The following is a 16588-nucleotide window of genomic DNA, read 5'->3' as shown; positions in this document are numbered from 1 at the left end:
AAAGTTACAATCTATCTCATGCTGATACTGATGGTCTTCATCAGTGCAGTATTTGTGGTATTTCAGGTATTTGAATACCGTCAGGACAACAGAAAGCTGAGTACCTATCTGCGTGAAAGGGATGACCTGAATGCAGAGTGGGGGCGTTTGCTGATTGAACAGCAAACTTTTGGCGCGACGGCACAGATCGGTACGCGTGCAGTGACACAGCTGCGTATGTATTCACCTCCGGTTTCACAAAGTGTCGTGATTTCCTTACCACAAACTTCAGATGAGAAAAAATAAGGCTAGCGTTCCGACATGGTAGACAAGAGAAAGAAGCAACCGGTACGTAAAAAACAATCGGTCACCGACAAAAATGCCTCAAATGTTTATATCAATCGTTTTTACATCATGTGGGCGGTGGTGCTGCTGTGTTTTGTGACACTGATTTGCCGTGCTTTCTATGTACAGATTATTAATAAAGATTTTTTGCAAAATAAAGCCAATGCCAATATTTTAAGAACCAATACCATCAAGGCGATGCGTGGCGTAATTTATGATCGTAATGGCATTCCATTGGCGATTAGTACCCCAATCATGAAAATTGTGATTGATCCACGTGATTATTTTGACAATAAAAAACTCTATGATGAGACCATGCTGGCGCTGGAAAAAGAACCGAATAGCCGCAAGCTCAAACGTCAGCTACCTGATAAAAACCTGAATCTGGATGAGCTGGCGGATGCAGTCGGTATGGATCGGGCAGAACTGCGCAAAAAAATGGAAGAACGTCCGCGTTCACGTTATCTGATCCTGAAAAAAGAAGTTCCGCCACAACAGGCCGAACTGATCATGAAACGTAATTTTCAGGGCGTATATACCGAGAAAAACTATAAACGTTATTATCCGCAGCCGCAGCCAAACTCTCAGATTATTGGCCTGACCAATAGCGAAGGCAGCGGCATTGAAGGTCTGGAAATGCAGCTGAATAGCCGTCTTTCCGGAAAGGATGGCGAGCAGCAGATCATTCGCGATAAAAAAGGCAACCGGGTCAAAGAACCTGAAGTGATTAAAGAAGTTGAGCCGGGCGAAAATATTACCCTGAGTATCGACTCGCGTCTGCAATATATTATGTACCGTGAGCTGACGGCTGCTGGTGTTGCCAATAATGCCCGTTCAGCGACTGCGATTGCGGTAGATGTCAAAACCGGTGAAATTCTGGCGCTATCTTCATGGCCATCGTATAACCCGAATGATAAAAACAGCCTGCTCAACAAGGATGCCATGCGTAATCGCGGTGCAGTCGATTCTTTCGAGCCGGGTTCGACCATGAAGCCGCTGACCGTGGCAATGGCGCTGGAAAGTGGCAAATATACGGCGAATTCAGTCGTGAATACCACACCGGGCAGTATGCGGGTCGGTAATCATACCATCCGTGATACGCATAACTATGGTCAGTTGACACTCGGGGGTATTCTGCAGAAATCCTCTAACGTTGGTGTGGCGAAACTGGCCTTGTCGCTGCCTTATGAAACCTTACCAACCTTCTATAAACGTCTCGGTTTTGGTCAGCGTTCAGCAGTGAAATTCCCGGGTGAAAGTGCCGGTTTGATTCTTCCACCAAGTAAATGGAATGTGTCAGAAGTGGCAACCATGTCCTATGGTTATGGTCTGAACGCGACGGTACTTCAGCTGGCTGATGCCTATGCCATGCTGGCCAATAAAGGCGTAAAAATGCCGCTGAGCCTGTACAAGCTGGAAGAGCAGCCCCAAGGTGAGCAGATGATCGATGCCAATATTGCCGATCAGGTCCTGCTGATGATGGAAACTGCAACCTTGCCGGGGGTACGGCGACTCGTGCCACCATTCCCGGTTATCGCGTGGCGGGTAAAACTGGTACTGCACATAAATTGCGTGCCGACCGTAAAGGTTATTCAACCAGTGAATACCGTGCATTGTTTGCCGGCGTAGCACCAGTCAGTGATCCACGGATTGCCATGGTGGTGGTGGTAGAAAATCCACAAGGCACCTACTATGGCGGTACCGTATCTGCACCAGTCTTTGCCCGCGTGATGCAGGAATCCTTGCGTCTGCTGAATGTCCCTCTGGACAAACCTTTAGAACCTCCCAAAGTCCAGTAAATAGGTGATCAATGTCTATTACATTTCAAGATCTCTACACCCCTCACGATGTCGCTGACTGGATGAAGCAATCCTTTCAGGGCTTCGAGCTGGATAGTCGTAAAGTTAAACCCGGACAGATTTTTATTGCCTTGACCAGTCTGTCACAACCGGAAAAAACTGCTCAATTTGCCCAGAAAGCCTTAGAGCAGGGCGCATTGGCCGTGATTTCAGAAACTGAACTGGATGTATCTCCAAATCTGATGGTGGCAGATGTACGTCATCTCATGGGGCAATGGCAAAAGCAGTATTTGCAAGCAATCCAACCCGTTGCGGCTGCGCGTATTCTTGCAGTCACCGGCACCAATGGTAAAACCACGATTTCTCGCTTGGTGGCTGAATTCATCATGCTGCAAGGTAAAGCCTGTGCGGTGATGGGCACAACAGGTAATGGAATTTTACCGAACCTAGAAGCATCTTCGCATACCACCCTGGATGCCTTGCAACTGCAAAATGCCTTGCATGGCTATGCGCAGGCCGGTGCGGAGTTTGCCTCGATTGAAGCCAGTTCGCATGGTCTGGAACAAGGCCGCTTGAATGGTTGTGATATCGAGATTGCGGGCTACAGCAATTTGAGTCGTGACCATCTGGATTATCATGGAACGCTACAAGCTTATGCAGAAGCAAAGTCTGGTTTATTCCGATTTAAATTTTTAAAAGTGGCTGTCATCAATATTGATGATGAACATGCACAGATCATGCTGGATGCTGCGAAAAACAATCCGGCACAGCCTAAAATTTTGACTTATTCCACCCAGCAAAAAGCGGATTATCAGGTTCAGGATATTCAGTACAGCATTTCAGGTGCGACCTTTAAACTAAAAACTGCTTCTGCTGAATATAGTGTTAACAGTCCATTGCTGGGACATTTCAATATTGAAAATCTGATCGCCAGTCTGATCATGGCGGAGCAGGCTGGATTTGACCTGAACAACTTGATTGCGTCTGTACCACAGCTCAAAGGTGCACCGGGCCGGATGCAGGTGCTGCGTGATGGCGAGCGCCTGTTTGTGGTGGATTATGCGCATACCCCGGATGCCTTGACTCAGGTTCTGGTGACCTTGAAACGTCATGTTTCACAAAATCTCTGGGCTGTTTTCGGCTGTGGCGGTGATCGTGACCGTGGTAAACGTCCACTGATGACTCAGGCTGCTTTAGACGGTTCGGATATCGCAGTACTCACTTCGGATAATCCGCGGACCGAAGATCCGGCACAAATTTTTGCGGATATGAAAAATGGCATTGATTTTTCCGGCAAAACCTATCATGAAATTCATGACCGTCGTGAAGCGATCAAGTTTGCGGTTAAACACGCGCAGGCGGGTGACATTGTCGTGATCGCAGGGAAAGGGCACGAAAATTATCAGGAAATTGATGGCGTACGTCACTGGTTTGATGACGTGATCGAAGTGCAGGCGGCGATTGATGCCCAGCATTGCAGTACAGATTCAGCCTATTCAGCGCATTAGGATTCAGATATGCATACCTCAACAACAAGTACTGCGGCGCTGGAGCCGTGGAGCATAGAACAATTACAGCAGGCCACCCAAGGCTACTGGCTGAATGATAAAAAGCCTGCAGGCCAGATCAAGCGGATTTTGACTGATTCACGTGATGCAGAAGCAGGTGATGCTTTTCTTGCGCTGAAAGGCGAGCGTTTTGATGCACATGACTTTATTGCGCAAGTGGCGGCTCAAGGTTGTGACATTGCCATTGTCAGCCGTCCGGTGGATGCTGATATTTGCCAGCTAGTGGTAGAAGATACCCGTCTGGCATTGGGATTGTTGGGTGCTTATCGCCGTCAGCAGAATCCTCAGCTCAAAGTGATTGCCTTGACCGGCAGTAGTGGCAAGACCACGACTAAGGAAATGTTGGGGAGCATCTTGTCGCGTCTGGCACCGACCTTGGTGACACGTGGTAATTTGAATAATGACCTTGGTGTGCCAGTGATGTTGCTTGAGCTGCGTCCTGAACATCAATATGCAGTAATGGAACTCGGTGCAAGTCATCAGGGTGAAATTGATTACACTTCAAAAATGGTGCAGCCGCATGTAGCCGGAATCATTAATATTGGGACTGCGCATTTAGGTGAATTTGGTGGTCGTGACGGAATTTGCCGTGCAAAATCCGAAATTTATGCGCATATCTCTGAGACTTCGATTATTCCTGCTGCAGATGATTTTGCTGAAACCATTCGTGCCGCAGTAAAAACTGAAAAAAACTTGAGTTTTGGTGCTGGTGGTGAAGTCTATGCCAGCAATGTAGTCCTTGATGCTCAATCTTCAAGCTTTACCCTGAATACAGCGCAAGGCTCGAAAACAGTTCAGTTGCCGTTTGCCGGTGAGCATAATGTCGAAAATGCGACCGCAGCAGCAGCTTTCGCCCTGGCGATCGGTATTAATCTTGATGATATCGTAGCCGGTCTGGAACAGGCCGTGGGTGCGAAAGGTCGTCTGAACTTTATTCCGCACAAAGACTATTTATTTATTGATGATACCTACAATGCCAATCCGGGTTCGATGCGTGCAGCGGCTGAAGTTCTGGCGCAGCAGCAAGGCATCCGGGTGATGGTCACTGGCGATATTGGTGAACTTGGTTCATCTGCTGCAATTGAGCATTACAAGCTCGGTCGGGATCTGGTCTCGGTGAAAGGCATTAATTTTGTGGTGGCTGTGGGTGAATTTGCTCCGGCCGCACAAGAAGGTGCCCGTAGTACACAATATGGTAAAAAAATGCAGGCTTTCCTGAATCAGGAGCAGGCATTACCGTTTTTAATTCGTTTGATTGAAACACATCAACCTCAGCCGATGTCATTCCTGTTTAAAGGGTCGCGTTTTACCCATATGGAAACATTGATGGCTGCATTGATGGAGAAACTCTAAATGCTGTTATGGCTCTTTGAACATTTGGCGGGCTTTGACAGCACGTTTCAGGTGGTTCGTTATTTAACTTTACGTGCTTTGCTCAGTGTCTTGACGGCACTGACCATTGGTCTGGTGCTCGGTCCTATAATGATTCGCAAGCTTCAGGCGCTGAAATATGGTCAGGCAGTCAGCTCGTATGCCCCTGAAAACCATGCCAAGAAAATGGGAACGCCGACCATGGGCGGGGTACTGATCCTGCTTTCAATCGGGATTTCGACTCTACTTTGGGCGGATCTTTCCAATCCTTATGTCTGGATTGTGCTGGGTGTGATGGTGATTTTCGGTGCCGTTGGCTGGGCCGATGACTGGATTAAAATCCGTTATAAAGACAATGCGGGTTTGCCTGCGAAGAAAAAATTCTTCTGGACTTCAGTGGGTTCATTAGGTGCTGGTATTGCCTTGTATGTGATTGCGCAGCAACAGACCAATCCAGTGCATACCGCGAATATGCTGGATCTATTGATTCCATTCTTTAAAGACCTAAGCATTCCATTGTCGATGATTCCGTTGGGTATTGGTTTTATTATCTTTACCTATTTCGTGATTAACGGTGCATCCAATGCCGTGAACCTGACCGATGGTCTGGATGGTCTGGCGATTATGCCAATCGTGCTGGTTGCTACAGGTTTGGGCGTATTTGCCTATTTGGCCGGTGACGTGCGCTTTGCCAATTATCTGCATATTCCTTATGTAAAATATTCGTCTGAACTGGTGGTGGTCTGTGCTGCCATGATCGGAGCGGGTCTGGCTTTCCTTTGGTATAACGCCCATCCAGCCCAAGTATTTATGGGGGATGTCGGTGCTTTATCTCTCGGTGCAATGCTCGGTACGATTGCCGTCATGGTTCGTCAGGAAATCGTATTTGCGATTATGGCCGGTGTCTTTGTGGTGGAAGCGGTTTCAGTGTTCTTGCAGATTGGTTCATTAAGAATGCGCAATAAACGTGTATTCCTGATGGCACCGCTACATCATCATTATGAAAAGAAAGGCTGGCGTGAAACCCAGGTGGTGATCCGTTTCTGGATTATTACGATTATGCTGGTAGTTTTGGGTCTAATGACCTTAAAATTGCGCTAAGAAATGCATTGGAAAAAGTCGGCGCATGCCGGCTTTTTTATTTTGGAGAAAATGATGAATTTACTCATGTGCCCAGTCTGTCGCCAGCAGTTGAGCTTAAATGAAAGAACATGGCGATGTGAGAATCATCATAGTTACGATGTCGCTAAACAAGGCTATGTGAACCTGCATGTGGTTCAGCATAAGCACAGCAAAAACCCGGGAGATACGCCTGAGTCTGTGCAGGCACGTCGTGCATTTCTCAGCGCAGGTTATTATGCGCCTTTGCAACAGGCTGTCGTGGAAAAGATTCGCGAGTTGCGGATTGAGAATCTTTTAGATATTGGTTGTGGCGAAGGCTATTACACCAATGCCATGCAGGCCGAAGTGCTGCAATGCGTTGGGGTCGATATTGCCAAGAATGCGGTTCAGGTCGCAGCCAAGCTGAATAAAGAGGTGACTTGGGTCGTAGGAACTGGAGCGACTTTACCAGTATTAGATGAGTCGATTGATCTGTGTACCAGCTTATTTAGTCCAATTCCCAAACAGGAAATCCTGCGAGTCCTAAAACCAAAATCTTATTTGATGGTGGTGACACCGGCCCCACAACATTTATATGCTATGCGTGAGGCTTTATTTGAAGAAGTGAAACCACACGAGCCGCAGAAGTTTGTTGAGCAGTTACAAGATGAATTTAATCTGGTTAGTGAGCAGGTGATTGGTGCGCCAATGGTTTTGCCACAGGCTGATTTAAAAAACCTGATTGCCATGACACCCTATGCTTATAAGGCCAAGCCGGAACACCGTTTAGCACTCGAACAGCAGGATCAGTTTGAATTGCTGGCGCAATATCAGATTTATCTGTTCCAGAAAAAATAAAAAATTGAATATAAAAAAGCCCTCAACTGAGGGCTTTTTTATATTAGTCAGATCACTGAACTTCTTCGATCAAATTTTCCAGAGAATCTACCCGGTTCGGCTGAAGAGGCTGTTCTTGTGGTGCAGAACCTTCATCATCTGGTAAACGAATCGGTTGATCTGGCAAATCTTCAAAGTCAGTTTCTGTGCGTTTCGGGACGACCACAGGTGCAGGACGGTAAAGTGCTGTCGCCAGAGGCGGAGAAGACGGATCATTCTGTGCTTCATCAGCCTGAACCACCTTGTTGCGATTTACCGGTGCCTTAGCATTGCGGTCTAAACGTACCCAGGCTTCTGGCTGGCCTTTTAATGCCTTGCCCATAAAATCGGTCCAGATCGGTAGAGCTGCCACACCACCATATTCACGGCGACCTAAAGTGGTTGGCTGATCAAAGCCTACCCAGGTCACGGTGACTAACTTACCATTGAAACCTGCAAACCAGGCGTCTTTGGCATCATTAGTGGTACCGGTCTTCCCGCCGATATCACCACGACCAATTCTTAATGCAGCACGGCCAGTACCATGCTGAATCACATCACGCAAAATGTTGGCCATGTCATAGGCAGAGCTGGATTTTAAAATACGCTGTGCCTGACGATAATTACTGTCTTCGGCAGAGACTTTAGGTGCAGCCTGTTTTTGCTCTAAAGTTGTATTGTTGATTGCAATTGCTTCGTCATCTGCGGTAATAGGGTCAGTGGTTTGCGTTGTTTCTTCTTTTGCATTGATACATGAAATGCAGGCATATTCAGGCTTGGCTTCAAAGATGGTATTGCCATAGGCATCTTCAATGCGGGTAATAAAGTGCGGCTGGATTCGGTAACCACCATTTGCAAAGGTGGCATAGCCAGTCGCCATCTGAATCGGGAGGACCTGTGGGGTGCCTAAGGCAATGGTATAGTTACGTGGAATCTGACTGTCCTGTAAACCAAAATCCATAAATAACTGACGTGTACGTTCAATCCCGACGGCCTGTAATAAGCGCACTGAGACTGTATTACGTGACAGATAAAGTGCACGACGTAGCGGGATCATGCCCAGATAACGGCCATCCGAATTACGTGGCGTCCATTTGCCAATGGTAATGGGTGCATCATTGACCATGGTATGCGGCGTCATGCCACGCTCTAAGGCCAGTGCGTAAACAAAAGGTTTAATTGTAGAACCAGGTTGACGCCAGCCTTGGGTTGCACGGTTAAATTTAGACTGATAAAAATTATACCCACCGACAATAGCCTCAATCGCACCATTATTTGGGTTGATGGCAATCAATTGTCCTTGCACATTGGGAATCTGCACCAATGACCAAGAGGTTTTATTTTCATTGGGTCTTAAGCGAACAATGTCTTTGACTTTGACAATCTCGGATGCTTTGCTCGGTGCACCACCTACACTGTTAACGTTACGAAAGCGACGCGCCCAGGACATACCTGACCAGGGAACAGTCACGCTGCTTCCGTCCTGCATGAGTGCTTCAAAACTGGAATTACCCACCTGAGTTACTTGCGCAGGATAAGTATTGGCATAGGCACGGAACTTGTTGAGGGGTTGATCATGTGCTTCAGCACCACGCCAGCCATGTCGACGGTCATAAGCCTCTAAGCCTTCTTGTACCGCTTGCTCCGCATAGGCCTGACGTTCACTATGGATGGTGGTATAGACTTTATAACCAGAATCTACCGCTTGTTCACCAAAATTTTGTACCAGTTCAGAACGTACCATTTCACCGACATACGGGAATTTGTTTCGGGTACTCCGGTCAGGCATATCTAAATTTACCGGTTCAGCAATGGCTTGTTGATATTGGCTCTGGTTTAAATAGCCCAATTGCAGCATACGTCCCAAAATCCAGTTGCGACGTTCCAAGGCACGCTTGGGATTGGCGACCGGATTGTATCGAGAAGGTGCTTTAGGCAGGCCAGAGATCATGGCCATTTGTGCAATTGAAAGCTCTTCTAAGCTCTTGTTGTAGTAAATTTTAGCTGCTGCTGCGATGCCGTAAGCATTTTTCCCCAAGAAAATTTTATTGACATACAGGGTCAGAATTTCTTCTTTACTTAAGTTTTGCTCAATTTTACGAGCCAGAAAAATTTCTGTCAGTTTACGCTTTAGCGTCCGTTCAGGGCTAAGGTAATAGTTTTTTGCCACTTGCATGGTAATGGTCGAACCGCCGGTCTGTACATCCGAGCCAGTCACCGTTTCACTGAGTGCGCGGCCCAAGCTTTTAAAGCTGATTCCGCTATGCTCAAAAAAGCTGGAATCTTCAGCGGCGAGGAAAGCATGAATAAATTCGGTTGGAATTTGTTCATATTTCACGGGAACAGAAAGCTTGCCTCCATATTCGGCAATTAATTCATTATCTGAACTAAAAACTTGTAAAGGCTTTAATAGAGGGGCCTTTTTAAGCGTAGACATTTCAGGCAAAGATGGGGCAATATAGAGATACATGCCATAGAAACCCATCGGAATTGAGATCAGTATAATGATAATGATCAAAAAAAATGGATGAACAAGGCCTGAACAAGATAGCTTTTTCATAACAAGTAAGTTTTAATAAGAGCTAATGGCGAACTAATTACCGGTCAGTATATCCTGTCGATATCCATATTGTTAGATGAGTTATTGTATCTATATAAAATTATAGACTGGACCAATTGGTAAGTTAGATTGAATTGGGGACAAAAAAATAATAGAAAGTGTATTGTGCGCAGGTTATATCGTAAACTAAATAAGGGGTTAATAGGAGTCGATATTAGTTCGACTTCTGTTAAGGTTTTAGAACTTTCTGTAAAAAGTGGCCGTTACTGGGTAGAGAGCTATGCTTTGGTCCCATTATCGGAAAACAGTGTTGTTGAAAAAAACATCTTAAACCCAGAAGCAGTCGCTGATGCCCTTGGGCGTGCAATTAATTTGGGCAATACCCAGTCGAATCAGGCCGCTTTTGCGATTCCAACTTCAATGGTCATCACCAAAATCATTGAGATGGATGCAGATATGTCGGATGACAAACGTGAGGTTCAGATTCGTGAAGATGCGGAACAATATATTCCTTTCCCACTCGATGAAGCGAGTCTGGACTTTGAAGTTCTGCCAGACCGTCTTACTAATCCAAACCGGGTCAATGTGCTATTGGTCGCTACCCGAATTGAAAATGTCGAAGCACGTTCTGAAGTTTTGGAAATTTCTGGTCTAACGCCTAAGATTGCAGATGTAGAAAGTTTTGCGCTGGAAAATGCCTTCAAAGTATTTTCGGATACTTTGCCGATGGGGGTCAATACGGTTGGTATCTTAGATATTGGTCATAGTATGACGACCTTGTCGGTGATGCAGAACAACAAGATTATTTATACCCGTGAGCAGGTGTTTGGCGGCAAGCAATTGACTCAGGAAATTCAGAATCGCTATGGATTATCCTTTGAAGAAGCTGGACGTGCTAAAAAAACCCGTGCTTTACCGGATGATTATGATATTGAAGTGCTAGAGCCATTCCTGGATGCCGTGGTACAACAGGCAGCCCGTTCATTGCAATTCTTCTTTTCATCTTCTCAGTTTAATGAGATTGACCATATTTTACTGGCCGGCGGGAATGCCAATATTCCAGGTCTGGCAAAATTATTACAACAAAAACTCGGTTACCGTGTCACGATCGCGAATCCATTTTTGTAAATGGGCTTTTCTCCTCAAATTGATATTAAAAAAATTGAAAATGACGCGTCATCACTCATGGTTGCATGCGGTTTGGCATTAAGGAGTTTTGATTAATGGCAAGAATTAACTTACTTCCTTGGCGTGATGAGCTAAGAATTAAAAGAAATAATGAATTCGTGGCAATCTGCGTGGGGGGCGCTTTTCTTGGGATTAGCGGCAGCGGGTTCAACCTGGTTTTATTATGATCACAAGCTTCAAGATCAGGAGCAGGCCAATCAGCTGATTCAAAGTACTAACCAGAATTTGGATGTGCAGTTAAAGGCGCTTGAAGGTTTACAAGAACAGCGTAATGCGATTGTTGAACGGATGAAACTGATTCAGGGTCTACAAACTCAGCGTCCGATTGCGGTGCATTTGATTGATGAAATTGTACGGGTGACCCCAAGCAATATGTATATCACCAAATTCCAGCGTATCTGTGACAAGTTTACTATTGAAGGTCGAGCTGAGAGTCCAAATACGGTCGCAGAACTGCTCCGTAATCTGGAAGCTTCATCTTGGTATCGAAATGCCTTTATGAACGCTTTCCTAGAGGCTGAAGAAGCAAAAGAAAAGGCACCGAGCTCTATTATTCTACGTGTGGAAGAGTCCTATGGTAGTTTTACCGTGACGGTAGATCTGGATCAGATCGCTCAGCCAGTACTTAACGAAGAACAACAAGCAGTCGCTACAACTACGGGGGCATCATCATGAGTAATGAAGAATTCGATGAGTTCAGCCAGGATGTCGTCGCTGTACCCAAAAACAAAATGACTGTTGAAAAGTTTTTTCAGCAATTCAATACATTAGATCCAAATAACTATGGTAGCTGGCCTTTATCGGTCAAAATTACTTGATGGATTTTTATTGCTGCGCTGGCATTTGCGGTGATTTACTTCGTTATGATCAGAAGCACGATTGAATCGATTTCACAAGCCAGTACCCAGGAACAAAACCTGCTGAATGAATTCCGTGAAAAAGAATCCAAATTACGCAACTTACAACAATATCAAATCCAGCTTCAGGAAATGGAAGCCCGTTTTAACCAGCAGTTAGAACAGTTACCGAAAGAAACTGAGATTCCGGGTCTGGTTGAAGATATTAACCTGAGCGGTGTGAATTCAGGCCTGAAGTTTAAAAATATTCGTCTAGAGCCTGAAATTAAACAAGAGTTCTTTATTGAACAGCCGATTGCAATTGAAGCGACTGGGGATTATCACGCTTTTGGCTCTTTTGTCAGCAGTATTGCCGGCTTGTCGCGTATTGTAACGCTGCATGATTTCACCATTACCGGTACTGAAAATAAAGAGAAAAAATCTGAAATTCCAGTCATTGATTATGTGGTAAAAGCCAAAACTTACCGTTATGTCGGTAATGCTGAAGGTGCTGCAGCACAGCCTGAAGCTAATAGCACTACTCAGGGGGCGCAGTAATGAAGAACATTAAAATTACTTCAGCTTTAACACTTGGGTTTTTATTGTTGGGATGCGATTCACGCATTGATGCAGTCAATCAGGAAATGGCTAATATTCGTAATCAGCCACCTTTGCCAATTGAACCGGCTCCTGATTTTATGCCAGTTGAAACCTTCAACTATGCAGCACATCAGATCAAAAGCCCTTTTTTACCAAGCTCTCTGGCTGCTGAACTGAAAATTATGGCGGGGAAACGGGTTATATCCAAACCTATCACGTCAACTGCAACCGCTAGAAAGTTATCCGCTCGAAACATTGACCATGAAAGGCAGTATGCGCAATCAGGCAGGACAAATTCTGGCTTTAATCCAGACGCCTGATGGTGAGGTTGAGCGGATTCAACGTGGTAGCTATATGGGACTTAATCATGGTCGTGTGGTTGGAATTACACCAACACAAATCGATTTGATTGAGATTATTCCAGATGGCCGTGAGGGATATGTGGAACGTCCGCGAAGTTTGGTTCTTATCGGGCCGGCGCCATAAGTTTTAAAGGAATAACAATGAATAAGAGTATTAAAGAATTTATTTTTGGGGATGTTAATACAATGAATCGTGTGTTTCGTCAGTTTTCCATGGGTGCTGTTGCGATTGCGGTGATGCAAGCGGCTAGTGCACAGGTTTCAATGACCAATGTAGTACCCATGCAGCTTCCTGGACAAGGAACTGAGATTCGGGTGATGTTCAATGGTTTGCCACCACAACCACAGGCCTATCAATTAGAATCACCGTCACGTTTGATTCTGGACTTTGACAAGGCACAACAGAATTTAAAACAAAGCAGTATTCCGGTGGCAACACGTGAAGCCAGTTCAGTGGATGTCACTTCGGATGCTCAGCGGGCACGTCTGACGGTAAACTTGACCGAGGCAGGAGCCTTTACGACTCGCGTGGAAGGTAATACCTTTATTCTTAAAATTAACTCGGCAACTCCTGTAGCCATAGCTCAACCTGTGCAGCAACAGTCAGCTCAGGGTATCAGTAATATTGGTTTCCAGCGCGGTGCGCAAGGTGAAGGCCAGGTCGTTATTGATCTGCTAGGAAATAATACTCCTGTTGATGTACAGCAGCAGGGTACCAAGGTTATTGTGCGCACTTTAGGTTCCAAGATTCCGGCTCATTTGACCCGTCGTCTAAATGTAAATGATTTTGCTACACCAGTTTCCAGTGTCGATGCCGTGAATCAAAATGGTTCTGGCGTGATTAAGATTCAGTCTGCGGAAAGTTATGAATATATGGCTTACCAGACTGATAACAAGCTGACCATCAGTTTGAAACGTCCGGAAGCCAAGAGCCCATTACGTCCTAAAACAGTTGCTTATTCGGGTAAGAAAATTTCTTTAGATTTCCAGGATATTGAAGTCCGTCGTGTTTTACAGCTCTTGGCCGATTTTACCGATATCAATATGGTGGCCGCAGACAGTGTACAAGGCAATATTACTTTGCGCTTAAAAGAAGTGCCATGGGATCAGGCGCTGGATATCGTACTGAAAACCAAAAATCTGGATAAACGCCGCAATGGTAATGTGATCTGGATAGCACCAGTTGCAGAACTGATCAAGGCTGAAGAAGAAGAAGCTAAGGCTATTAAGCAGAGTGTTGCACTTGCTCCGATCCAAACTGAATATATGCAGCTGAGTTATGCTAAAGCCGCTGATATTGAGAAACTGATTACGCAGAATAAATCTGCACAGAACTCAAGTAATTCATCAAATAGTTCTTCTAATACTACTAATAATGATGATAAAGAAAGCCTTTTGAGTTCTCGTGGTTCTGTATCTATCGATGCGCGTACTAACACATTAATTGTGAATGACACCCAGCCATTTATTGATAAAATCCGTAATATGGTGGATCTGCTTGATGTACAGGTCAAGCAAGTGATGGTTGAAGCTCGTGTTGTTCGTGCATCTACTGAATTTGCGAAAGAAATGGGCGTGAAATGGGGAATCTTATCTCAAGGTATTACCAACAATGATCATTTACTTGTTGGTGGTAGCGATACCACACTTTGGGATTTAAGAACACCTGAAATCGATAGTACTACAGGAATACCAGAGTATGAAATTCAACGTCCAGATAATTTGAATGTTGATTTAGGAGTAGAAAATGCAGCCGGACGTATTGCTTTTGGTTTAATTAGTTTATCTGATTTCATGCTTGATCTTGAATTATCAGCGCTACAAGCGGATGGTTATGGTGAAGTCATTTCTACGCCTAAAGTTCTGACTGCGGACAAACAAAAAGCAACTGTTGAGTCTGGATTGGAAGTCCCATATCAATCAACTGAGGGTAGTGGTGCAAGTGCAACAGCAACGACTGAATTTAAAGATGTGGTACTTAAACTGGATGTAACTCCAAGTATTACACCAGACGGTAAAGTGCAAATGGCATTGGATATTTCTAGTGACAGTATTGCGGGTGTAACACCGATGGGTGAGTATTATTTAAATAAGAATCGGTTAAATACGAATGTCTTGGTTGAAAATGGTGAAACAGTCGTGCTTGGTGGAATTTTTGAACAAGAGACCCTGAATAACCAAACTAAAGTACCATTCTTGGGAGACATTCCTTATTTAGGCCGTTTATTCCGTAAAGATGTAAAAACAGATAATAAGCGCGAGTTACTGATTTTCGTTACACCTCGAATTGTTAATGACAGTGTTTCAAGAAATCATTAATATATTTTGAATTTAACAAAATGAATAGGTGACTCCTTGCCAAGCAAAGAGTTTGAAACCCTACCAAATATTTATTTGGTAGGGCCGATGGGGGCAGGTAAAACAACAGTAGGACGACATCTCGCAGAATTGTTAGGACGCGAATTTCTAGACAGTGATCATGAAATTGAACGTAAAACAGGCGCGACCATTCCCTGGATTTTTGAAAAAGAAGGGGAGCAGGGTTTCCGTGACCGTGAAACTGCTGTCATTAATGACCTTACCTCACGTCCCCATCTGGTTTTAGCCACTGGTGGTGGTGCCATTACTCAGATTTTAAACCGAGACTATCTGAAACAGCGCGGAATCGTCGTTTATTTATACACGCCAGTTGAAATTCAACTGCAACGTACCTATCGCGATAAAAACCGTCCTCTCCTCCAAGTCGAAAATCCGGAACAAAAGTTACGTGATTTATTGGCAGTCCGTGATCCCTTGTATCGGGAAGTGGCGCATCATATTATTGAGACCAATCAGGGTGCTGCGCGTGATCTGGCGCAGCGGATTCTCAATCTCATTACTTCTAAAAACTAAGTTCATTGAATCAAGTGGTTAATCAAGCATGCAAACCTTATATGTAGAACTCGGAGAACGTCGTTACCCTATTTTTATTGGAAGCGATCTGGATCCACAGGCCTTATTGGCACCCTATATTCAGGGCAAGCAAGTGATGATTGTAAGCAATACTACGGTTGCACCACTTTATTTGCAGCGTTATCAAACAGCAATTGAAGCTTTGGAAAAACGTGTTGCGACCTGCATTCTGCCTGATGGTGAAAAATATAAGGATAACCAGCATCTGAATCTGATTTTTGATGCACTGCTTGAAGCCGGGTTTAACCGGGACTGTACTGTACTGGCATTAGGTGGTGGCGTCATTGGAGATATGGCCGGGTTTGCCTCGGCCTGCTTCCAGCGCGGTGTGTACTTTATCCAGATGCCAACGACTTTACTATCGCAAGTAGATTCCAGTGTCGGTGGAAAAACCGGGATTAATCATCCACTGGGTAAAAACATGATTGGCGCTTTCCAGCAACCTCAAGTGGTACTGGCGGATATGTCGCAGCTTATTACTTTGCCGGACCGCGAACTTTCAGCAGGTTTGGCTGAAGTGATTAAATATGCGCTGCTAGGCGATGAGTCATTTCTGGTCTGGCTTGAAGAAAACATGGATGCTCTGGTCGCTCGTGATGAGAAATTATTGGCTGAGGCCGTTTATCGTTCCTGTGCGCATAAGGCACGGATCGTAGCTAATGATGAGAAAGAGCAAGGTGAACGTGCACTGCTGAATCTGGGTCATACTTTTGGTCATGCGATTGAATCCTATATGGGGTATGGTGTCTGGCTACATGGCGAGGCTGTTGCCACCGGTATGGTGATGGCTGCGGATCTGTCACAGCGTATGGGCTGGATTTCTCAAGAAGATTTAGAACGTACAAAAAAAATCATTTCTCGTGCCAAACTTCCTGTGGTTTGTCCTAAAATCCCTCTGGATGATTTTCTGGCCTATATGGCCCATGACAAAAAAGTCTTAAATGGACAATTGCGTTTGGTGTTATTAAAGCAATTAGGCGAAGCAGTGATTACCCGGGACTTTGATCTCGAGTTAATGAAACAGGCAATTTTAGCCAATCAGGCATAGGTT

At 45.0% G+C, this 16588-nt stretch carries 9 protein-coding genes and 5 pseudogenes; 13 read left to right on the top strand and 1 reads right to left on the bottom strand.

What is annotated here, in order from left to right; all coding sequences use genetic code 11:
- Window positions 1–18 precede the first annotated feature (18 nt).
- The 6 genes and pseudogenes from ftsL (at window position 19) to HGD77_RS13810 (ending at window position 7021) form a co-directional block, all read left to right on the top strand.
- Entirely contained in the window at window positions 19–285 is a 267-nt protein-coding gene (ftsL, locus tag HGD77_RS13835; RefSeq protein WP_370940785.1) for a cell division protein FtsL, read from the top strand.
- Window positions 286–300: 15 nt separating this feature from the next.
- Window positions 301–2123: pseudogene (ftsI, locus tag HGD77_RS13830) on the top strand (penicillin-binding protein PBP3).
- Between the two features lie 11 nt (window positions 2124–2134).
- Window positions 2135–3631, top strand: a complete 1497-nt coding sequence (locus HGD77_RS13825; protein WP_005265515.1) for a UDP-N-acetylmuramoyl-L-alanyl-D-glutamate--2,6-diaminopimelate ligase — start codon at window positions 2135–2137, stop codon at window positions 3629–3631.
- 9 nt (window positions 3632–3640) lie between these two features.
- On the top strand, window positions 3641–5044 hold the full coding sequence (locus tag HGD77_RS13820; protein WP_005265516.1) for a UDP-N-acetylmuramoyl-tripeptide--D-alanyl-D-alanine ligase: 1404 nt from the start codon (window positions 3641–3643) through the stop codon (window positions 5042–5044).
- Window positions 5045–6163 (top strand): phospho-N-acetylmuramoyl-pentapeptide-transferase, encoded by a 1119-nt coding sequence (gene mraY, locus HGD77_RS13815; protein ID WP_005265518.1) that lies wholly within the window; start codon window positions 5045–5047, stop codon window positions 6161–6163.
- Window positions 6164–6217: 54 nt separating this feature from the next.
- Window positions 6218–7021: a putative RNA methyltransferase gene (locus HGD77_RS13810; RefSeq protein ID WP_005265527.1), complete on the top strand. Its 804-nt coding sequence runs from the start codon at window positions 6218–6220 to the stop codon at window positions 7019–7021.
- A gap of 52 nt (window positions 7022–7073) precedes the next feature.
- Here the strand turns inward: HGD77_RS13810 and ponA are convergent, their stop codons facing one another.
- Complete coding sequence (gene ponA / locus HGD77_RS13805; RefSeq protein WP_017397739.1) at window positions 7074–9599, bottom strand: penicillin-binding protein PBP1a; 2526 nt, start codon at window positions 9597–9599, stop codon at window positions 7074–7076.
- Between the two features lie 165 nt (window positions 9600–9764).
- Between ponA and HGD77_RS13800 the strand changes: the two are divergent.
- The 7 genes and pseudogenes from HGD77_RS13800 to aroB all read left to right on the top strand — a co-directional run bounded on the left by HGD77_RS13800 (window position 9765) and on the right by aroB (window position 16585).
- Window positions 9765–10823 (top strand): annotated as a pseudogene (locus HGD77_RS13800) (pilus assembly protein PilM).
- Window positions 10823–11462: pseudogene (locus HGD77_RS13795) on the top strand (PilN domain-containing protein). Before HGD77_RS13800 ends, HGD77_RS13795 begins: the two co-directional pseudogenes overlap by 1 nt.
- Window positions 11459–12181, top strand: a pseudogene (locus HGD77_RS13790) (type 4a pilus biogenesis protein PilO). Before HGD77_RS13795 ends, HGD77_RS13790 begins: the two co-directional pseudogenes overlap by 4 nt.
- Window positions 12181–12709: pseudogene (locus HGD77_RS13785) on the top strand (pilus assembly protein PilP). Before HGD77_RS13790 ends, HGD77_RS13785 begins: the two co-directional pseudogenes overlap by 1 nt.
- A 62-nt stretch (window positions 12710–12771) precedes the next feature.
- Complete coding sequence (gene pilQ, locus HGD77_RS13780) at window positions 12772–14904, top strand: type IV pilus secretin PilQ (protein ID WP_415877830.1); 2133 nt, start codon at window positions 12772–12774, stop codon at window positions 14902–14904.
- Between the two features lie 36 nt (window positions 14905–14940).
- Window positions 14941–15477, top strand: a complete 537-nt coding sequence (aroK, locus tag HGD77_RS13775) for a shikimate kinase AroK (RefSeq protein ID WP_005265535.1) — start codon at window positions 14941–14943, stop codon at window positions 15475–15477.
- 28 nt (window positions 15478–15505) lie between these two features.
- Window positions 15506–16585 (top strand): 3-dehydroquinate synthase, encoded by a 1080-nt coding sequence (gene aroB, locus HGD77_RS13770; protein ID WP_005265536.1) that lies wholly within the window; start codon window positions 15506–15508, stop codon window positions 16583–16585.
- Window positions 16586–16588 lie beyond the last annotated feature (3 nt).

The sequence above is a fragment of the Acinetobacter sp. NEB149 genome (genome assembly GCF_012516415.1).
Classification (GTDB): Bacteria; Pseudomonadota; Gammaproteobacteria; order Pseudomonadales; family Moraxellaceae; genus Acinetobacter; species Acinetobacter lwoffii_V.
This window is presented reverse-complemented; position numbering and strand designations above follow the sequence as displayed.